This is a genomic window from Hymenobacter sp. R533113 (assembly GCF_056835965.1).
On the sequence record NZ_JAKWBD010000014.1, the window covers coordinates 487,054 to 503,531 of the forward strand.

Genomic DNA, 16,478 nt, shown 5'->3' on the forward strand with positions numbered 1-16,478 from the left:
TTTTGTGGTTTATCGGTGGCTGGTGACGAAGCCCCCGGCCGGGGATACTAAAGCCCGAAGAGGCGGGCCACTTCTTGGTCTATGCGCTGCTCCAGGACCTGGGTATTGGCGGCGGGGTCGGCGGCTTTGGCGGTGAGGATGTCCCGCACCCATCCGGCTACGGTGGCCTGTTCGGCGGGCGTAGCGGCGGGAATGGGCAGTTGCTTCCAGTCGTCGGGGTAGAGATGAATTTTGCTGCGCCGAATACTGGTCAGAAAATCTTTTGCCGTGCTGGAATTCATCACCCCCAGCAGATATTTCACCTCAAAATCCTGACTTATTCTTTCTAACTCTTCGCGCTTAGGTAGATCAACTCGGGGCTTCTCGTCTTTATATCGAGTTGCTTTCTGCAAAGAACGGTTTCTGACTCCGGCCAGTGCGTGCCACGGTACAAATGACCACGCTGAATGATTATGAAAAAGCTGGTTATTATCATAGCAAACCTTTAACGCGTTACCCGACGCGGAAATATCTGACGCAATTAGTTTCTCAGGCACTTCATATAACTGTGGGAAAGTTGGGCGACTAAATAAATGTGGCGCTCTTTCGGTTCCCCATTCTAACCAGCGGTGTTCTCTGGGCAGCCATCTTTCAAGATTCTTTCCTTCTGAAAATGGAACAGGATGCGTTTCGTCTTTTACATTAACAACCAGATCATCAAGTTCAAAAGCAATGGACGCCTTTTCCTCGTGGGCGTGTACTACCATACCTTTGCTTACATAACATATTGCGTCCAGCAGGATACCGGTCAACGTATGTTTGTTTTCGTTTTTTTCAGGAAAAAATAATCGATGCGTCGCCCCTACTTGTAAAATAGCAGGCAGATTTTCGATGATATTAAAGTTTTCAACGTGCATTCGACGCTCAGGAATATCACTTACAACAGGCGCCCTTTTTTCAAAAAAGGAATGATGCTTCCGACGTTAGCTTCCTTGAAAATCTCAAACCCGCTGAAGAAATCAACTCGCTCTAGAACCGCGTTTTTTATAAACCATTCCTGCGACTTGGTGGCGTATTTAGCATGGCTGTATGCGTCGCTGACAATCATAGAGAGTATTCCGCCAGGGGCCAACAGTTGGTAGCCTAGTTCCAGAAAAGCTACATACAAGTCCCATTTCTCATTGAGCGTTACGTAACGTCCACTGCTCATAATGGCCCCACGCTGAGCGGGATTCTGTTCGTCGGCGCGGATATACGGCGGATTCCCAATCACCACATCAAACCCCCGAAACGAGCCGTCGGGGTTTAGAATCTCCGGAAACTCGAAGCGCCACTCGAAGGCATCGCGGAAAAGGGTGCCCTGCTCCTGCTCGCGGCGCTCTGCTTCCAGGGGTTCGAGGCGCTTGCGCAGCACGGTGGTCTTGGCCCAGGCGTCTTCGTCGGAGAGCTTCACCTTGCCGAAGAGGTCGGGCTTGGCGTCCAGCTCCACGCGGCGCATATCGTCCTTGAGGTCGGCAATACGCTTGGCCAAGGGGTCGCGGCGCGTGATGGTGGCGCGAAAGTGCTGCTTGAGGCCCGCGATAAACTGGTGCAATTCCGTTTTGGCGGGCAACGGGAACAGCGTAGTGGGCGCAACCTGCCTTTCGAACAATGAGCTAGTTGTTCGATAGCAACATCCTGATTCATTCGGCCACACCCGCGCTGGCACTTCAGCCGCTGCTTCGCACGCCGGGGGCTGCCGTGTCGGCCATCAGCCAGGTAGAGGTACTCGGCTTTCACGGTCTGACGCCGGCCGCCGAACTTTACTTTGTCTCGGCCTTTGCCTTTCTGAACGTAGTGGCCGTTACGCCAGACATTATTGCTCTCGCCATTACGCTAGGCCGTACTTGCCGCCTGCGGGCCGCTGATGCCATTATCGCTGCCACGGCCGTAGCGGGCGGGTACACCCTTTTAACTCAGGATGGCCATTTCCGCCGGGTCCCGAACTTACAAGTATAGGACTTACGCATTGGCGATGTAGCGCGAAGCTTCCGCTTCGCGTATCGTTGCTGACTGCCAGCGGATTTCGTTCAACGATACGCGAAGCGGAAGCTTCGCGCTATAAGCCTACGGCACCTTTTGCGTAAGTTCCAAAGTACTAAATTCACTGGGGAAGCTTTTGTAGCCCGCACAAGCAAGTAACATCTAACAAAAAAGCCCCCCAACCGACGTTGGGAGGCTTTTTTGCAACAAATTCTCCTACCGACGACGGCGGGGCTTCTCTTCTTCCTCGTCTTCGTCTTCATCCCCGCCGAAGCTGGGCATGGTGAACATGGAGCTGAGCAGGTCCTTAAATTGCGTGCCGGCCGTTACGCGGTTGCGCGAAATCAGGCTGTGCTCGGCCAGGCCGTGCAGGCAGAACTCCATCAGGAAGTAGGTCGTGTCCTTGTCCTCATTGGGGTGCAAAAACGTCACGATGTCGCGCAGGCCGGGCACCTCATCCAAGGACTTGCGGTACTCTTTGTCGGTCGAGTCGTTGAGTACGTCTACGGTGTTGCCGCTGCCAAACCAGTCCTGCACCGTTTTGTAGGGGTTCGGAATGGTCTTCTTTTTCTTCTGCTTGTCCGGGTCGGGAAAGTAGTTCAGGAAGTAGGTGCGGATGGCTTTGCCCATAAGCTTCTCGGCTACGAGGCCCGCTCCCTCCTGCTCACCTTCGTACACCAGCTCTACCTTGCCGGTAAGAGCCGGCACAGCGGCCATAAAGTCGGCGATGCGCACGTAGGTTTTCTTCTCGCCGTTAATCAGCGCCCGGCGCTCGGCTGCGCTTATCAGGCTTTCGTAGGCGGCAATGGTCAGACGGGCCGATACGCCGCTTTTGGCGTCCACAAACTCGGAGGCGCGGGCTTCTACCGCCACCTGCTCCACCAGGTCGCGCACCAGCTCGTTGGTTGTTACCATGCCTTCCTGGGCGGGCTTGATGCGGGCTTCCTGGCGGGTAATGCGCTTACCAATTTCAATCGACTTCGGATAGTGCGTAATAATCTGGGAGTCGATGCGGTCCTTGAGCGGCGTCACGATGGAGCCGCGGTTGGTGTAGTCCTCGGGATTAGCCGTGAACACAAATTGAATATCCAATGGCAGGCGCACTTTGAAGCCCCGAATCTGAATGTCGCCTTCCTGCAAAATATTGAAGAGCGATACCTGAATACGGGCCTGCAAATCGGGCAATTCGTTGATAACAAAAATGCCGCGGTGCGAGCGCGGAATCAGACCAAAGTGAATCACGCGCTCATCGGAATACGGCAGCTTCAGGGTGGCGGCTTTGATAGGGTCGGCATCGCCAATAAGGTCGGCCACTGATACGTCGGGCGTCGCCAGCTTCTCGGTGTAGCGGTCGGAGCGGTGCATCCACGCTACGGGCGTGTCGTCGCCTTTTTCGGCAATCAGGTTTTTGGCAAAAATAGACAAGGGCTGCAACGGGTCGTCGTTTAGCTCCGAGCCTTCCACCACCGGCACGTACTCGTCGAGCAGGTCCACCATGAGGCGGGCAATGCGGGTTTTGGCCTGCCCGCGCAACCCCAGCAGGTTGATGTGGTGCATGCTTAGAATTGCGCGCTGCAAGTCTGGAATCACGGTCTCCTCGTAGCCGTAGATGCCGGGAAATACTTCTTCCTTGCTTTGCAGTTTGTCAATCAAATTATCGCGTAGCTCCTGCTTCACGGAGCGGGGCTTATAGCCAGATTTTTTTAGGGCGCTGAGAGTGGTAATCTGTTGGAGTTCTTGAGAAGAAAGCTGGGCGTAAGCCATATAAGGGGGAAGAGAGTGCGAGAATAAAAAATACTACGGGAGAACAAAGGATAACTCCCTCCTCAACTCAGTAAAGGAGGGAGTTGTTCGGATGATCTACAGCGACTTACGACGGTTCTTCTTGTAGTCTTCGAAAATCAAGTGACCTAAGCCTTTCAAGCCGCTGAAGTACGCTTTGCCCTGATTGACCTCCGTAAACTCATTCACGAATTGCTGCAAATACGGATCTGAGGCAATCATGAAAGTAGTAATCGGGATTTTGAGGCGGCGGGCGGCGGCGGCCAAATTCAGGGTTTTGTTGACCACTTTGCGGTCGAGGCCGAAGCTGTTTTTGTAGTAGCCGTTGCCTTCTTTCAGACAAGTGGGCTTGCCATCGGTAATCATAAATATCTGCTTGTTGGCGGTTTTGCGCTTGCGCAGCAGATCCATAGCCAACTCCAGGCCAGCCACCGTGTTGGTGTGGTAGGGGCCAACTTCGAGATAGGGCAAATCCTTCACCTTGATTTCCCAGGCATCATTGCCGAACACAATAACGTCGAGGAAGTCTTTGGGATATTTCTGCTTTACCAGCTCGGCCAGGGCCATGGCTACCTTCTTGGCGGGCGTGATGCGATCCTCGCCGTAGAGAATCATGGAGTGCGAAATATCGATCATCAGCACGGTGCTGGTCTGCGACTTATGCTCGTTTTCGCGCACTTCCAGGTCGCCTTCGGTCAACATGAAATCATCGTTGACGCCGTGGTTAAGTTGGGCGTTGCGGATGCTCTCGGTCATCGAAATCTGGTCGAGGGAGTCGCCGAACCGAAACTCACGCATGTCGGTGCTCTGCTCGTCGCCCTGGCCGGTGTGGGGCGTGCGGTGGTTGCCGGTGTTGCTCTTTTTGAGCTTGCCGAAAATCTCCTCCAGCGCCGACTTGCGAATGCCCTGCTCGGTTTTGGGCGTGATCTTGAAGGCGCCCCGCTCCTGTTCATTCTCATCGATATAGCCCTTAGTTTTCAGGTCTTCGATGAAGTTGCCGATGCCGTACTCACCCTCGGTCAGGCCGTACTGCTTGTCGAGCTGGGAAAGCCAGGAAAGGGCCTCCGCCACGTCGCCGGACGTGATGGTGACCAGTTGCATGAATATTTTAAATAAAGAGTCGAAGCCTTTTTCAGGCGATTCATCGGGCACAAAGTCCCGGAAGCGAAAACCAGCAGCCATAGGAAGGGGATTGAAGCATGAGAACAACAGGCAGGGTGAGTTAGTTTGCTAAATGTTGCTGCTCGTTTGTCGTTGTAAAGATTTCGGAGTCCAGTTTAAAGTGAAAGCCCGTAAACTACGTCTCCCTAGTATAAGCAAACCCGAAACATCACTCACCACCCACAATTAACGAAAAACGAACCTATGAAAGCTATTTGGAATGATACCGTGCTAGCGGAAAGCAACGACACGGTTGTGGTGGAAAACAACCACTATTTTCCCGCCGATTCGCTGAAGCGCGAATTTTTCGAGGATAGCATTGCCCAAACCACCTGCCCCTGGAAAGGGCGCGCCAGCTATTATTCCGTGCGGGTAAATGGGGAATTGAACAAAGATGCCGCCTGGTATTACCCCGAGCCCAAGGACGCTGCCAAGGAGATAGAGGGCCACGTAGCGTTCTGGAAAGGCGTGAAAGTGCAGCCCTAACTTCTTGAAAAAGCCCCCCAGCGCAACCCGAACTGCTACCGACCGTTTGCCATAAGAGGCTGCGCCGAGGTAGGCCGGCAGTGTACGTCAGCAACGGATTTCGTTATGAAGCAGTATTCTTTCCGGGGTCTTCTGGGGGGCACTTTGTTGGGCCTGAGTATCGTGGGCAGCGGGTGCGACAGTCAGCGCACGGTTACGGAAGGCGCAAACCCGGCCGCGCCCAGCGCGGAGGCGACGGTGCCCATTAGCTTTCAGAAAGACGTAGCCCAGGACGATTACCGCTTTAGCGTGCAGACAACCGGCACCGGCACCAGCCGCACGCTTTCCCTGACTGCCGTCAAGGACAACCGCGAATTATTCAAGACCTCCATCCCAATTGAGGGCCAAGTAAGCGACGCGGTAGCCACCAACCTTAACGACGACAAGTACCCCGAGCTGTTCGTTTTCGTAGCCGGCGCAGGCAGCGGATCTTACGGCCGCTTGGTGGGCTATGAGTTTATGAATCAAGGGCATCGGCCCCTGACCTTGCCGGAGCTAAGCGGCCCTGCCGCCGCTGGCTACATGGGCCAGGATGAGTTTCGGGTGGACGGCAGCCAGCTGCTACGCTCCTTCCCTGTGTATCGCCCCGACGACCCAAACAGCACGCCTTCCGGTGGCATTCGCACGGTGACCTACATGATGGAGCCCGGCATGGCGCTGTCGGTGACTGGTTTCAGCGATGCGCCCGCGCGGGCTCAGTAAGCTTCAATTATAGAAAGCCCCCCAGCGGTCGAGTGGCCGCTGGGGGGCTTTTTGTTGTAAAGACCGCAAGTTTCGGGTGGCAGCGAGGCACGCATGGTAGTACATTTGACTATCACCCCAGCTTATTTCCAATGACGGATTACGAACGTATCGCGGCGGCCATTGCGTACGCCCGCGCCCACTTTCAGAACCAGCCCGACCTGGACGAAATGGCCCGGCAGGCGCACTGGAGCCCGTTTCATTTTCAGCGTAAGTTTCAGGAATGGGCGGGCGTGTCGCCGAAGAAGTTTCTGCAATACCTCAGCCTCGACCACGCCAAAACGCTGTTGCGGCAGCAGCTTTCCGTAGCCGATACTGCTCACGAAACCGGCTTGTCCGGTACTGGCCGCCTCCACGACCTATTCGTGAACCTGGAAGCCATGACGCCCGGCGAATATCGCCAGGGTGGCGCCGATCTGCATATTGCTTATAGCTTCGGTGACAGCCCTTTTGGCCGTTATTTGGTGGCCACGACTGCCAAAGGCATCTGCAAGCTGGTATTCCCCGAAACCGATGAGGCGGCCGTAGCCGAGCTGCGCCAGGAGTGGCCCATCGCTACGCTTATTGCGCAGGAAACCATTGTTCACGAGCAGGTGGCGCGGTTTTTCAACGGTCACTTCTCTCCTACTGACCGCTTCACAATGCACTTGAAGGGCACACCCTTTCAACTGAAAGTGTGGGCCGCGCTGCTGCATATTCCCGAAGGTCAGCTTACTACCTATTCTCAGCTTGCCCGCGTAGCCGGCCACGAGCGAGCCGTACGAGCGGTAGGCACCGCCGTGGGCGACAACCCTATCAGCTACCTCATCCCCTGCCACCGCGTGATTCGTCAGACCGGGGAGCTAGGTCAATACCGCTGGGGCGCGACTCGCAAAGTAGCTCTGGTTGGTTGGGAAGCAGCACGGGTACATCCGCAGGCATTGGTGGCAGCACCGGGGTTATTTGATTAAAGAGTAGATGCCTTGGCTGGAAATACGCACGGGCTACCGCTTGCTAACCCAACCACAAGATGTTGCGTTAGTTCTTATCAGGTTGTCAACGTTGCACGCTTATGCCTCTTTTCGTCCATCTCCGCCGTCGTTCCCAACTCTGCGGGCTGGTGATTGTCAGCTTTGTGCTGCTGAGCAGCTGTAACACGGCTACTCGCTCTTTGGCCCCAGAAAATGTGCCCGACGAAAGTGAATGCGCCCCGCTGACACCCGTAATGGCTCCCCGCGGCTACGTGGTGCTGCCAGAGTCGGAAATAGCTGCCGATTCGCGGCTGACCAGCACTTTTTCAGCGGCTGCCCTGCGCACGGCCAATATATGCGGACTCGTACCCAGCCTGCGCAAGCTGGTGGCTACGCCGGCAAGCTCGCTGTCGCGCGTCATGGCCCGGCAGCGCGTGGGCGACCGGCTAACAGACGTCGCGCTAGAAATTTCCAGTATGGCCGGCGAGCTGGATTGCGAGGAAGAGCGCGCCGACCAGATTGCCGACTACCTACTCGACGAAGCCGGCTCTCGCGTCAAGCGCCTCACTATTATGGCTATTTTGCTGGGAGCGCTGGGTACGGTGGCTACTGGCTTGATGTCTTTGTTTAACGTGCGCAAAACTATTTACCGGCCCGTCGGTATTGCCATTGGCCTCGCGGGAGCAGCACTAGGCTACTCCAGCCTGCGCACTTCGGCCGCGGCCGACATTCCGTTTACTCACCGGCGCAATGCCCTGAGCGACATCTGGCACGGCCCCGCCGAGTCGCGGGTGTTTCCGGCTGCGGTTTGGAATTTTCTGTCCCGGCCCGGCATCCGGGGGGCTAATACGCCTCCGCTACGCCAGCGCCTGCTGAATCGCTGGCTGACAGCTGGGGAGCTGGGGGCCAAAGACGAAGACCAAAAAAGCAATTGGAGGACCTGCTGTTTGGAACCGGTGGCACGTATCGGGCCGATGCGCTTCGCATCCGGGCCAATCTCTTCGACCAACTCGAATCAAATGTTAACCTCATGAAAAGCGACGTGCAGCACCTCGCTCGCGAAGTAGCCGAGGTAGAATAGCCTTCTGATAGCGAAACTACACTCATCATTAGCTTGGTAAGCTATTTATATAAAAAAAGCCCCCCAGAAACGTTTCTGGGGGCTTTTTTATGCGTTAAGCGAATTACTCAATCCACTTAAACTTGTATTCCAGCTTAGGTACGGGCATACGGTCGGCTACGCGGCGCAGGCGGTTGGGCAGCGCCATGATATACTCGCGGGCTTTTTCTGCCTGACCATTGAGGCCGGTAATCTGGTCGATTTTCCAAGTGTTGATGAGACCTTCCAGAATGTCGGTGTAATCCTGGCTGGTGTACACGCCGAGGCGCTGGGCGGCGTCGGTGAAGTGACCGAAGGTTTTGCCCATGTCAACGCCCATTTCGCGCATGTAGTGAGCGGGCATCACGATCTTCTTGCGCATCATATCTTCGAAGGCCAGCATCATTTCAGATGCATCCACTTCAAAGATCTTATCAACAAACGTCTGATACACGCGGGCGTGGCGCGACTCGTCGCCGGCAATCATGCCGCAGAGCTTGGAAAGCTGATCATCACCGGCTTTACGGGCCAGAGTACCTACGCGGCGATGCGAGAGGTTGGTGGCAGCTTCCTGGTAGCTCGTGTAGATGAAAGCACGGTAAGGATCGTGGGCGGTGCCGAGGTCGAAACCATCGGCAATAAGGTATTGTGTGCTCACCTCAAACTCACGCATATTCACGCGGCCTGAGAGGTAGAGGTAGCGGTTGAGTAGGTCGCCGTGTCGGTTTTCCTCAGCAGTCCAGCCCCGAATCCACTGGGCCCAGCCGTTGTCAGGGTCGCGGTTGAGGTCGTCGAGCTGGTGAAACCAGGCTTCGTAGTTGGGGAGTGCTTCTTCGGTAATGGTGTCGCCAATGAGTACGGCCAGCAGGTCGTAGCTGAGCTCTTTGGCGCGCTCACGCATGAGCTTTACTTCGTCAAAAAACGTATCGAGGCGGGAGTCGGGCAGGAAATCGGAGGGCTGCCAGCTGTCTTCCACTTTTTTGAGGAAGGTGCCCATATTTTCCCGTAAAAAGGATTCCAGATGCTGAAGCACCTCCCCGCGGGAGGTTACGGTTGCGAGCATGACGTTGGGTAGAAAAGTAGAAGGGAACGGAAGGCCAAATGTAGGCATTCACATTTCCCAAATACGATATATAGCCTTCCAGGGGCTATTACAAAATTTTGGCTTTTAGGGCTTTTCTATAATTATTGGCCGCACTTGATAAAGCTGCGGCAAGGTAGAGTCCGGCGTTATCCTATTAAGGAGGGTAAACGTAAGTCCGAGCTTATTAGTTGGCCGGTAATACTGAGCGTATCGTTGCAGAAACGGTATGACTTCGGGGGCTAAAACCCACTGCACGCCCGGCTGTTGGGCCAGGCGATACAAGCTGGTACTAAGGTCGCGCGTGCCGGTGAGCTGCTGCCGGAGCGTAGGCAGCGAAGGATGAAGCGTGGCCCAACCCGTAAGCGGCAGCTGCGGCTCTGGCAGCGCATACACCCGGAAGGGCGACAAGGACTTATACGCCACTTCCAGGTTAGCCGTAACCAAAATTTGCCCCCCAGCCGTGGTACGAGCTAACTGAGCGAGGTAGGCTTCGTGGTGCAGGCGCTCAGCCGCCAGCAACTGCCTACGGTGCAGTGTTTTGTAGCCGTAAACTGCTGTTGTCAGCGCTAACAAGACCAATGCTAAGCGCGGAAATGGCACGCGCATCACAGGCGTTAGTCGCAGCCAATAAATAACATTACCGAGGGTGAAAAGCGTGAAAAGCGGTAGCCCCAGACGCGGCGGCAGCTTCAGCCCTACTCCTATACTCAGGATCAGCAAGCCAAAGCCAAGCTGGGTCAGCCAGAAGAAAAGCCGGTCGGGAGTCCGAGGACTACGAACCAAACTCACAAAAATGAGTGCGTTAAGCAGCAATAGTGGGAAGTAATCGCGCAAGACTAATCGCCCTAATGCGGCCAGCTTAGCAGGTGCTGATTCGCGCAGGAAGTAGCCAGCGTTCTTTGGCACGGTTCGCTGAAAAAAAGCTTCGTTTACTAACACTGAGTCGCTTAGAATCCAGTGGCTAACGGCCTCCACGCCAAGACTATCGGCGGCGGTATGGGGCTGCGGTTGGTAAAGCTGAAAGTCGTTGAGATTGGACTTAAGGACGTCCAAAATTCGGAAGTGCGTAGCCGCGGGCGAGCGGGTGAGCGTGAGTAAAATGCCCCCCAGCCCGGCCAGTAGCAACGCCGCTGCCAGCATGTAGGCCCCGCGGCGTTGGCCTAGCCACAAGCCACCCGGCACCACCACCAGCAGCCCCAGCACGGCCGCGCTGGGCCGAATCAGCCAAGCCAGCCCGAAGGCTACCAGCCCCAATATAACTGCCCAGCGTCGCTCGGTGCGTTGGATTGCAAAAAGCCCCCCAGCTCCGGCAAGCAGCAAGGGCACCCGCATATAATTGAACCACAGGCTGTTTTCGACAAAGGCCAAGCCGAAGAAGATGATCAGCGCCAGAGTTATTTGCCACGTTTTTAAACGGGCAGTCAGCAGGCGATTAAGCACGGCGAAAAGCAAAACCAAGGCTGCGTAGAGCAACGCATAAAGTAATAAGCCGTGCCAGGGCACCGTCGGAAAGTGCGCGTAAAAGGCAGCCAGCGCGGGCGCGAAGCCGTGGAAATACAGATGCAGATCGGTGATTGGCGCAACAGCCGTAGTGCCCCGGAGCAGCTGCGTGATAATCAGGTCGTCGTTGGTTTCGTAGTAGGCGCCCAGCCCGCCGATGGCCAGCAGCAGCAAGAGCAGCGGCAGCAGCAACACCCGAAAAATGCCCCCCAGCGTAGTGGTATTCATGCCTGCAAGGTAGGGAGCGACGGGAGTTAAGTTATCAGGTCCTGCGCCGTGCTGCCTACCTTGCGACCGTGAATACTCGTCCGTTCGTTCGTCTGGCTTTCCTCACGCTGCTGTTTGTGGGGCTTTTTACCGTTGCGTACTTTTCTCTGACGCATGAGGGCTTGTACGCTCTCGACGATTATTACTATTCGCGCTATGCCCAACAACTGGCCACGGGCACCTTCCAACTGGCTCCCGACCCCGATGGATTACTTGTTGACCCATTGCGCGAAAGGCCACTGATTTTTGGCCCTGTAGCCCTACTCTACAGCCTTTTTGGCATCAACATTATTACGACCACTTTATGGCCCCTGCTGGCTACGCTAGGCTGCGCGGTGGTGCTTTGGCTGCTCTATGGGCGGCGCGAACCGATAGTGGCGGCAGGGACTATGCTGCTGCTTGGGCTGCATTATTTTAATCTTAATCTCACAAATTACCTTTACCCAGATAATATACTGATGTTCTGGTGCTTGTGCTGTGCTACGTTCCTGCTGTTAGGACGGCGCAACGGGCAGTTTTCAGGAGGTTGGTGGGGTGTAGGGTTTGCCTTGCTCAACTTCGCGGCCCTGCTCAGCAAAGAGACTATTGTCTACTATCTACCCTTCTATTTAGGTGTGCTGTCAGTCGACTTATGGCAGCGACGCAACAGCCGTTTTTGGCTAGCCGCCTTCGCAACGGGCACGGTGCTATTGCTGGGTTATCTCGCCATTTATCAAGTCTATACTAATGACGCGCTGTACCGAATTCACTTGATTGAGCGCACCAATGAGTTCTTGAAAGAAGGCAATTATATTCTGGGTAAGCGCGGGGCTTTGCTACATCGGCTCACCAGGGCACCACTCGACTTTTTCATTGGCACAGGTCTGGGCGGAGCCTTGATTTTAGCCTTAGCCGCTTTGTTGAATCAGCGGCGCCGGCCCGACTCAGACGCTACGTACTGGCTGGCGTTGGCTGGCTCAACGCTGGCCTTTTACTGGTTCGGCAGCACTTCGCTTACCCAATACAACCCCATTACCCTGCTGCCGCGCATGGCTACTCCCCTGTTGCCACCGCTGTGCGTGGCAGCAGGCTTCGGACTTCGTGATTTCAGCCGCTCCGGGCGTGGCGCAGGCTGGCTAGCCTTGGCTCTATTGGCTTGCGCAGTCTGGGCACGCAGCTCTGTTTCCGTGATTTACGGCGGTATGGGTCTGTATTTTGGCTTAATGGCGCTACTGGCCCGTCCTACCGCTCGATTTAGCTGGCTGCGGCCAGATACAGCTGCTTTCGCCGCTTTGCTGCTATTGGTGGTGGGCGGCATGACAGCGGTCAGGCCGGCCTATTTTATGACCAAGCCAAGCGTATCATCACACTTCGACCAAAATCAACTCATCCGAGGCCACTTGGGGGCGTCAGCGCGTGGCGTGGTCTTCGTCGACGACTACCTCGTGGGCAACTACGATTACTATTACGACCATAAAAAGCCCCCCAGCATCAGTTTCCGGCGCTACTCGGCCCGCGACTCTGTGCACCTAGTGCCCGGCCAGCGGGCCTGGCTGCTCCTGAACCGCAGCACCCTTACCAATGATGAATTGACGAGGAAGCTCATCCGCTATTCGGAGGCGGAAGTATTGGCTTGTTATCCGCAGCGACGGCTGGTGGCCGAGGCAGGTAAGGTGAGCTTATACGAGCTTGACCTACGCGGAATGAAAGATGCTTTGCCCGCTGCTACACTGCGCAGTGGTGAATAAATAAGGCTTTATACTACTTCCTATGGCTGCGTTTAACGCGACTTACCAGCTTCTAAGTAGTGATTAGCATCAGCAGGCAGCTCACGGCCAATAGCAAAGTAACCATGTAAGTTTGGCGACGGTAGTAGACAGAGGTTTTCATGAGTGTCACTATCATTTAATTTATATCCAAATTTCACCATAAAGCATCTGTCCAACAAGGAAGAAAAGCTGCCATTTGTGACATATCGCACAACTGAATAATAGGCAATTACAAATAAATAATACAAGTATTTCAAGCGATGAAAAGCATCATGGTATCTATTTCTCCCTTAGCCCAACTATAAGACTAAAAGAAGAATATCCCGGTGTTTTAAAACAGCTATTCGGCGTAATTCTCAGGCAGGCAAATACTTTAGCAGCTCAAGTAGTATACCCGGCTATACCGCCCAAAAGCGCATTTCCAACGATAAGCGGGTAGCATCTGCGTTGAGGTTCACTGCGCCACCGTGGAGTAAATACGGGGAAAACAGCAGCACTTCTGAAGCCGCGGGGTTGGGTCGGATAAGCTGTAAGGGCTCGACGGTATGCTTGACGGCCGGTACCGTATAGGTAACTCCGTTGTACACAGCTCCGTGCTGGGTGCGTTCTACCCGGTTTTCGGGCCACCAATGACTGCCCGGCACTAAGCTCAGGGAGGAATCGGCGGTGCTGCCGGTCACCGGAACGTAGATGTTGATGCAATCATCATAATCAGGTAGCCACACGTCCCGGTGCAGCGGATTGTTATCGGAGCGGCCGGGCCGCACGAGCCGTAGATGAAACAGCCGCATCTGATCAAATGGGTTATAGGCTTGTACTGGCCGGCCGCATAGCTCCGAAACCCGCGCCTCCAGCCGAGTCGCCGGCAAGGGCAACTGCTCAATGGAGTATTCCTTGGTCAGGTTCACAACCGCCAGATGCCGCTGCTGGTCATCCCCAATCAACTTATGATAGCCTGCAACAGGAAAATCAGCCGCGACGGGCAGCCCGGCTGCGGCCAGCGCCTCGCGTACCAATGCTTCGAGGCCAGCCTGTAGTTGATGTTGCTCGGGGGCCGGCAGAAACTCCGCTACCGTATAGCCTGCGGCGGCCCAGGGAGTACCGTGGGTAAGGTCGATGCTGTCAGCCAGCAGTACCCGGTCCTCGCCCTGACCACTTTCACCCTCAATCTGGTAGGTTACCTCCCGTGCGTTAATGCTGGCTTTCATTGAAATAGTAGCAGGTTTACGAAGTGAATTGAAAGAAATATCACAATGGCTCAGGGTAACCGAAGCATAATAGTCGCGCAAATTAGGGCATTGAGGTAGTTACTCAAAACAACTCTATCCTATTACTGACGCAACAACAATGGGTAACTTGCCGCCGTGTCAGCGCCTACCTTCCGTCTCCTGCCCCACTTTACGCTTGTGTTCGTTGGGCTCTTCACTATTGCTTTCTTCTTTTTTGCGCATGAAGGCCTTTATGATTACGATGACTACTATTATGCCCGCTATGCCCACCAGCTAGCCACGGGCACTTTTGATCTGGCCCCCGAACCGGGTACTGATGACTACAACCCGCTTCATCAACGCTTTATGGTGTTTGGACCGGTGGCCCTACTCTATAAGCTGCTGGGCGTCGGGATATTCACAACCACCTTCTGGCCGTTGCTCTGTACGCTCGGTACCAGCCTGATTTTCTATCTGCTTTACCGACGGCAAGCGCCGGTAGTTGCCAGCGCGGCTATGCTGCTGTTGGGCCTGCACTATTTCACGCTCAACCTCAGCATCTATCTCTACCCTGACAATATACTGATGTTTTTTGCGGCGGCCAGTGCGGCGGCGCTCCTGCACGGACGCCACGCCGGGCAGAAGCACCCAGTCTGGTGGGGGCTAGGTTTCGTCTTGCTAAACTTCGCGGCCCTGCTTACTAAGGAGACCATCGTGTACTACCTTCCCTTCTACCTGGGCATCTTGATGCTCGATGCATGGCACCGCCGCAATGGGCGCTTTTGGCTGGCAGCTATAAGTATTGGAGGAGCATTTATAGCCGCGTATTTGGTTTTTTATCAAACAGTTGCGCATGATGCGCTGTACCGCTTCCAAGCCATTGAATCTGTAAACGAGGTGCGAAAAGGTAGTAACACCTCCACTAACTATAGCCATCTGTTGGCTCGTATGACCTACCGGCCGCTGGAGTTGCTGGTAGGTACAGGACTTGGGGGCGTGCTGCTACTGGTGATAGTAGCTTTAACTAAGCATAAACCGTTGAGCGCCGACGGGCGCTTTTGGCTAGCGCTGGCTGGCAGCTCATTGGCATTTTACTGGCTGGGCAGCACTTCACTCAACTACTACAATCCTAATTCTCTACTGCCTCGCATGCTAACGCCCCTACTGCCGCCGCTGTGTTTGTCGGCAGGCGTGGGCTTGGCGTTCTTTGCGCAAACGGGTCGGGGCGGGTGGTTGCTGGCTTTGGGGTTGATAAGCTGCACAGCCTGGCTTCGCAGTAGCATTAGTGCCGTGTATGGCCTGCTGGGGGGCTTTTTCGCTTTGGCTGCGGGGCTGCTGGCAAGTTGCAGGGTTGGTCGCTACGGGCCGGGCACTGTATATTTTGCTGGTTTTACGCTGGCGGCTTTAGGGTTGATTACGGCTATTCGTCCAGCTTATTTTATGGGTAAGCCGAGCAACTCGGGATATTTTGCTCAGCAGCGGGTGCTACAGCGCGAGCTGCGAGGGCCGGCCGGTGGCGTCGTGCTGATGGATAACTTTTCACTGCATAAGTGCGAGATTCTATATGAATTCCGGGTGCCAACCGGGCTACGTTTCCATCCTTATGCCGCTTATGACACGCTCCGTATAGTGCCTGGCCGCCCAACCTGGCTGCTCATTAACCGGCCCATACTCAGCAACGACGAACTGATTCCGCAGGTCATTTCCTCCTCTGCTGAACAAGTATTAGCGCGTTTTCCGAATCGAAAGCTTGAAGCTCAGGATAGCGGCGTGGAGCTGTATTTATTGTTGAATTGAGCAGATTCTATTCTAAAATAACAAGGTTAACTATCTCACTTATAGCAAACTACCAGCGCAAACGGCTCCAGTGCGCTAGTAGCCAATCGATGAGGGAAGAGTTATTAGTTTGGCGCAATATGGAGTAAAAGGCCAGTGCGTGCGTCTGATTACCCCAGCGTATTGCCTGTCGCATTTCCCAGCGCAGACGCACGGCAAGAGCAGCTTTCTCCCCTTCATCTCGGCATAGAGCCAAGGCTTTATGACACGTTTGGATGGTAGAGTCCAGATGGGGGTCGGAGGGCAAATAAGCCGTGCGCGACATGGCTTGAGGATGCTTGCGCTTGCGGGTGGTTACCTCGTCCAGAAAATAGAAATGCCAGTTGCGTGCCGCCCGGACCCAGAAATCAAAATCTTCATAATACAGTGTTTCATCATAGCCACCCAGCTCGTCGAGGGTGGCGCGACGCATCATCATGGTAGGCGTACTGATAAAGTAGAGAGCCAATACAGTGGCAAACACATCACCCGAGGCCGGGCGCGGCTGCAGCCCTTTTGCAGTGCGCCGAAAATGATGACGCAGAAAGCGCGACTGCTCATCAATCAGCTCCGCATCGGAGTACACGACGCCATAGG

Annotated in this window: 15 protein-coding genes; 7 read left to right on the top strand and 8 right to left on the bottom strand. The window is 54.9% G+C overall.

The window, feature by feature from the left end:
- Nucleotides 1–47: 47 nt before the first annotated feature.
- On the bottom strand, nucleotides 48–896 hold the full coding sequence (locus tag MKZ35_RS21155) for a hypothetical protein (protein ID WP_482515206.1): 849 nt from the start codon (nucleotides 894–896) through the stop codon (nucleotides 48–50).
- Nucleotides 897–916: 20 nt separating this feature from the next.
- On the bottom strand, nucleotides 917–1,630 hold the full coding sequence (locus tag MKZ35_RS21160; protein ID WP_482515207.1) for an Eco57I restriction-modification methylase domain-containing protein: 714 nt from the start codon (nucleotides 1,628–1,630) through the stop codon (nucleotides 917–919).
- An 8-nt stretch (nucleotides 1,631–1,638) separates the two neighbouring features.
- Here MKZ35_RS21160 and MKZ35_RS21165 point away from each other — a divergent pair, with 8 nt between their 5' ends.
- Nucleotides 1,639–1,977: a PIN domain-containing protein gene (locus tag MKZ35_RS21165; RefSeq protein WP_482515208.1), complete on the top strand. Its 339-nt coding sequence runs from the start codon at nucleotides 1,639–1,641 to the stop codon at nucleotides 1,975–1,977.
- Between the two features lie 240 nt (nucleotides 1,978–2,217).
- Here the strand turns inward: MKZ35_RS21165 and MKZ35_RS21170 are convergent, their stop codons facing one another.
- Together MKZ35_RS21170 and MKZ35_RS21175 are read right to left on the bottom strand one after the other, a co-directional pair.
- Nucleotides 2,218–3,765: a sigma 54-interacting transcriptional regulator gene (locus MKZ35_RS21170; RefSeq protein ID WP_482515209.1), complete on the bottom strand. Its 1,548-nt coding sequence runs from the start codon at nucleotides 3,763–3,765 to the stop codon at nucleotides 2,218–2,220.
- 96 nt (nucleotides 3,766–3,861) lie between these two features.
- Nucleotides 3,862–4,965, bottom strand: coding sequence for a vWA domain-containing protein (locus tag MKZ35_RS21175; protein ID WP_482515210.1), 1,104 nt, complete (start codon nucleotides 4,963–4,965; stop codon nucleotides 3,862–3,864).
- Between the two features lie 183 nt (nucleotides 4,966–5,148).
- Between MKZ35_RS21175 and MKZ35_RS21180 the strand changes: the two genes are divergently transcribed.
- The 4 genes from MKZ35_RS21180 (at nucleotide 5,149) to MKZ35_RS21195 (ending at nucleotide 8,194) form a co-directional block, all read left to right on the top strand.
- Nucleotides 5,149–5,430 carry a DUF427 domain-containing protein gene (locus MKZ35_RS21180; protein ID WP_482515211.1) on the top strand — a complete coding sequence of 94 codons (282 nt, stop codon included), beginning with the start codon at nucleotides 5,149–5,151 and terminating at the stop codon, nucleotides 5,428–5,430.
- Between the two features lie 105 nt (nucleotides 5,431–5,535).
- Entirely contained in the window at nucleotides 5,536–6,171 is a 636-nt protein-coding gene (locus MKZ35_RS21185; RefSeq protein ID WP_482515212.1) for a hypothetical protein, read from the top strand.
- Between the two features lie 131 nt (nucleotides 6,172–6,302).
- Nucleotides 6,303–7,160: a methylated-DNA--[protein]-cysteine S-methyltransferase gene (locus tag MKZ35_RS21190; RefSeq protein WP_482515213.1), complete on the top strand. Its 858-nt coding sequence runs from the start codon at nucleotides 6,303–6,305 to the stop codon at nucleotides 7,158–7,160.
- Nucleotides 7,161–7,261: 101 nt separating this feature from the next.
- Entirely contained in the window at nucleotides 7,262–8,194 is a 933-nt protein-coding gene (locus tag MKZ35_RS21195) for a hypothetical protein (RefSeq protein WP_482515214.1), read from the top strand.
- 150 nt (nucleotides 8,195–8,344) lie between these two features.
- On the opposite strand, the gene MKZ35_RS21200 is transcribed toward MKZ35_RS21195, so the two are convergent.
- Together MKZ35_RS21200 and MKZ35_RS21205 are read right to left on the bottom strand one after the other, a co-directional pair.
- Nucleotides 8,345–9,322: an acyl-ACP desaturase gene (locus MKZ35_RS21200; RefSeq protein ID WP_482515215.1), complete on the bottom strand. Its 978-nt coding sequence runs from the start codon at nucleotides 9,320–9,322 to the stop codon at nucleotides 8,345–8,347.
- 105 nt (nucleotides 9,323–9,427) lie between these two features.
- Complete coding sequence (locus MKZ35_RS21205; RefSeq protein ID WP_482515216.1) at nucleotides 9,428–11,071, bottom strand: hypothetical protein; 1,644 nt, start codon at nucleotides 11,069–11,071, stop codon at nucleotides 9,428–9,430.
- A gap of 68 nt (nucleotides 11,072–11,139) precedes the next feature.
- Between MKZ35_RS21205 and MKZ35_RS21210 the strand changes: the two genes are divergently transcribed.
- The gene (locus MKZ35_RS21210; protein WP_482515217.1) at nucleotides 11,140–12,837 is read left to right on the top strand and encodes an ArnT family glycosyltransferase; all 1,698 of its coding nucleotides are present in this window, start codon (nucleotides 11,140–11,142) and stop codon (nucleotides 12,835–12,837) included.
- Between the two features lie 419 nt (nucleotides 12,838–13,256).
- Here the strand turns inward: MKZ35_RS21210 and MKZ35_RS21215 are convergent, their stop codons facing one another.
- Nucleotides 13,257–14,066, bottom strand: coding sequence for a phytanoyl-CoA dioxygenase family protein (locus MKZ35_RS21215; RefSeq protein WP_482515218.1), 810 nt, complete (start codon nucleotides 14,064–14,066; stop codon nucleotides 13,257–13,259).
- Nucleotides 14,067–14,222: 156 nt separating this feature from the next.
- On the opposite strand from MKZ35_RS21215, the gene MKZ35_RS21220 reads away from it, so the two are divergent.
- Nucleotides 14,223–15,863 carry an ArnT family glycosyltransferase gene (locus tag MKZ35_RS21220; RefSeq protein ID WP_482515219.1) on the top strand — a complete coding sequence of 547 codons (1,641 nt, stop codon included), beginning with the start codon at nucleotides 14,223–14,225 and terminating at the stop codon, nucleotides 15,861–15,863.
- A gap of 49 nt (nucleotides 15,864–15,912) precedes the next feature.
- On the opposite strand, the gene MKZ35_RS21225 is transcribed toward MKZ35_RS21220, so the two are convergent.
- Nucleotides 15,913–16,478, bottom strand: a 566-nt coding sequence (locus MKZ35_RS21225) for a glycosyltransferase family protein (RefSeq protein ID WP_482515220.1), incomplete at its 5' end; no start/stop codon positions are given.

Excerpts from the sequence above, each read along its gene's own strand:
- MKZ35_RS21155 (WP_482515206.1), bottom strand. The coding sequence starts at position 896 with ATGCACGTTGAAAACTTTAATATCATCGAAAATCTGCCTGCTATTTTA.
- MKZ35_RS21170 (WP_482515209.1), bottom strand. The coding sequence starts at position 3,765 with ATGGCTTACGCCCAGCTTTCTTCTCAAGAACTCCAACAGATTACCACT.
- MKZ35_RS21175 (WP_482515210.1), bottom strand. The coding sequence starts at position 4,965 with ATGGCTGCTGGTTTTCGCTTCCGGGACTTTGTGCCCGATGAATCGCCT.
- MKZ35_RS21180 (WP_482515211.1), top strand. The coding sequence starts at position 5,149 with ATGAAAGCTATTTGGAATGATACCGTGCTAGCGGAAAGCAACGACACG.
- MKZ35_RS21185 (WP_482515212.1), top strand. The coding sequence starts at position 5,536 with ATGAAGCAGTATTCTTTCCGGGGTCTTCTGGGGGGCACTTTGTTGGGC.
- MKZ35_RS21190 (WP_482515213.1), top strand. The coding sequence starts at position 6,303 with ATGACGGATTACGAACGTATCGCGGCGGCCATTGCGTACGCCCGCGCC.
- MKZ35_RS21195 (WP_482515214.1), top strand. The coding sequence starts at position 7,262 with ATGCCTCTTTTCGTCCATCTCCGCCGTCGTTCCCAACTCTGCGGGCTG.
- MKZ35_RS21200 (WP_482515215.1), bottom strand. The coding sequence starts at position 9,322 with ATGCTCGCAACCGTAACCTCCCGCGGGGAGGTGCTTCAGCATCTGGAA.
- MKZ35_RS21205 (WP_482515216.1), bottom strand. The coding sequence starts at position 11,071 with ATGAATACCACTACGCTGGGGGGCATTTTTCGGGTGTTGCTGCTGCCG.
- MKZ35_RS21215 (WP_482515218.1), bottom strand. The coding sequence starts at position 14,066 with ATGAAAGCCAGCATTAACGCACGGGAGGTAACCTACCAGATTGAGGGT.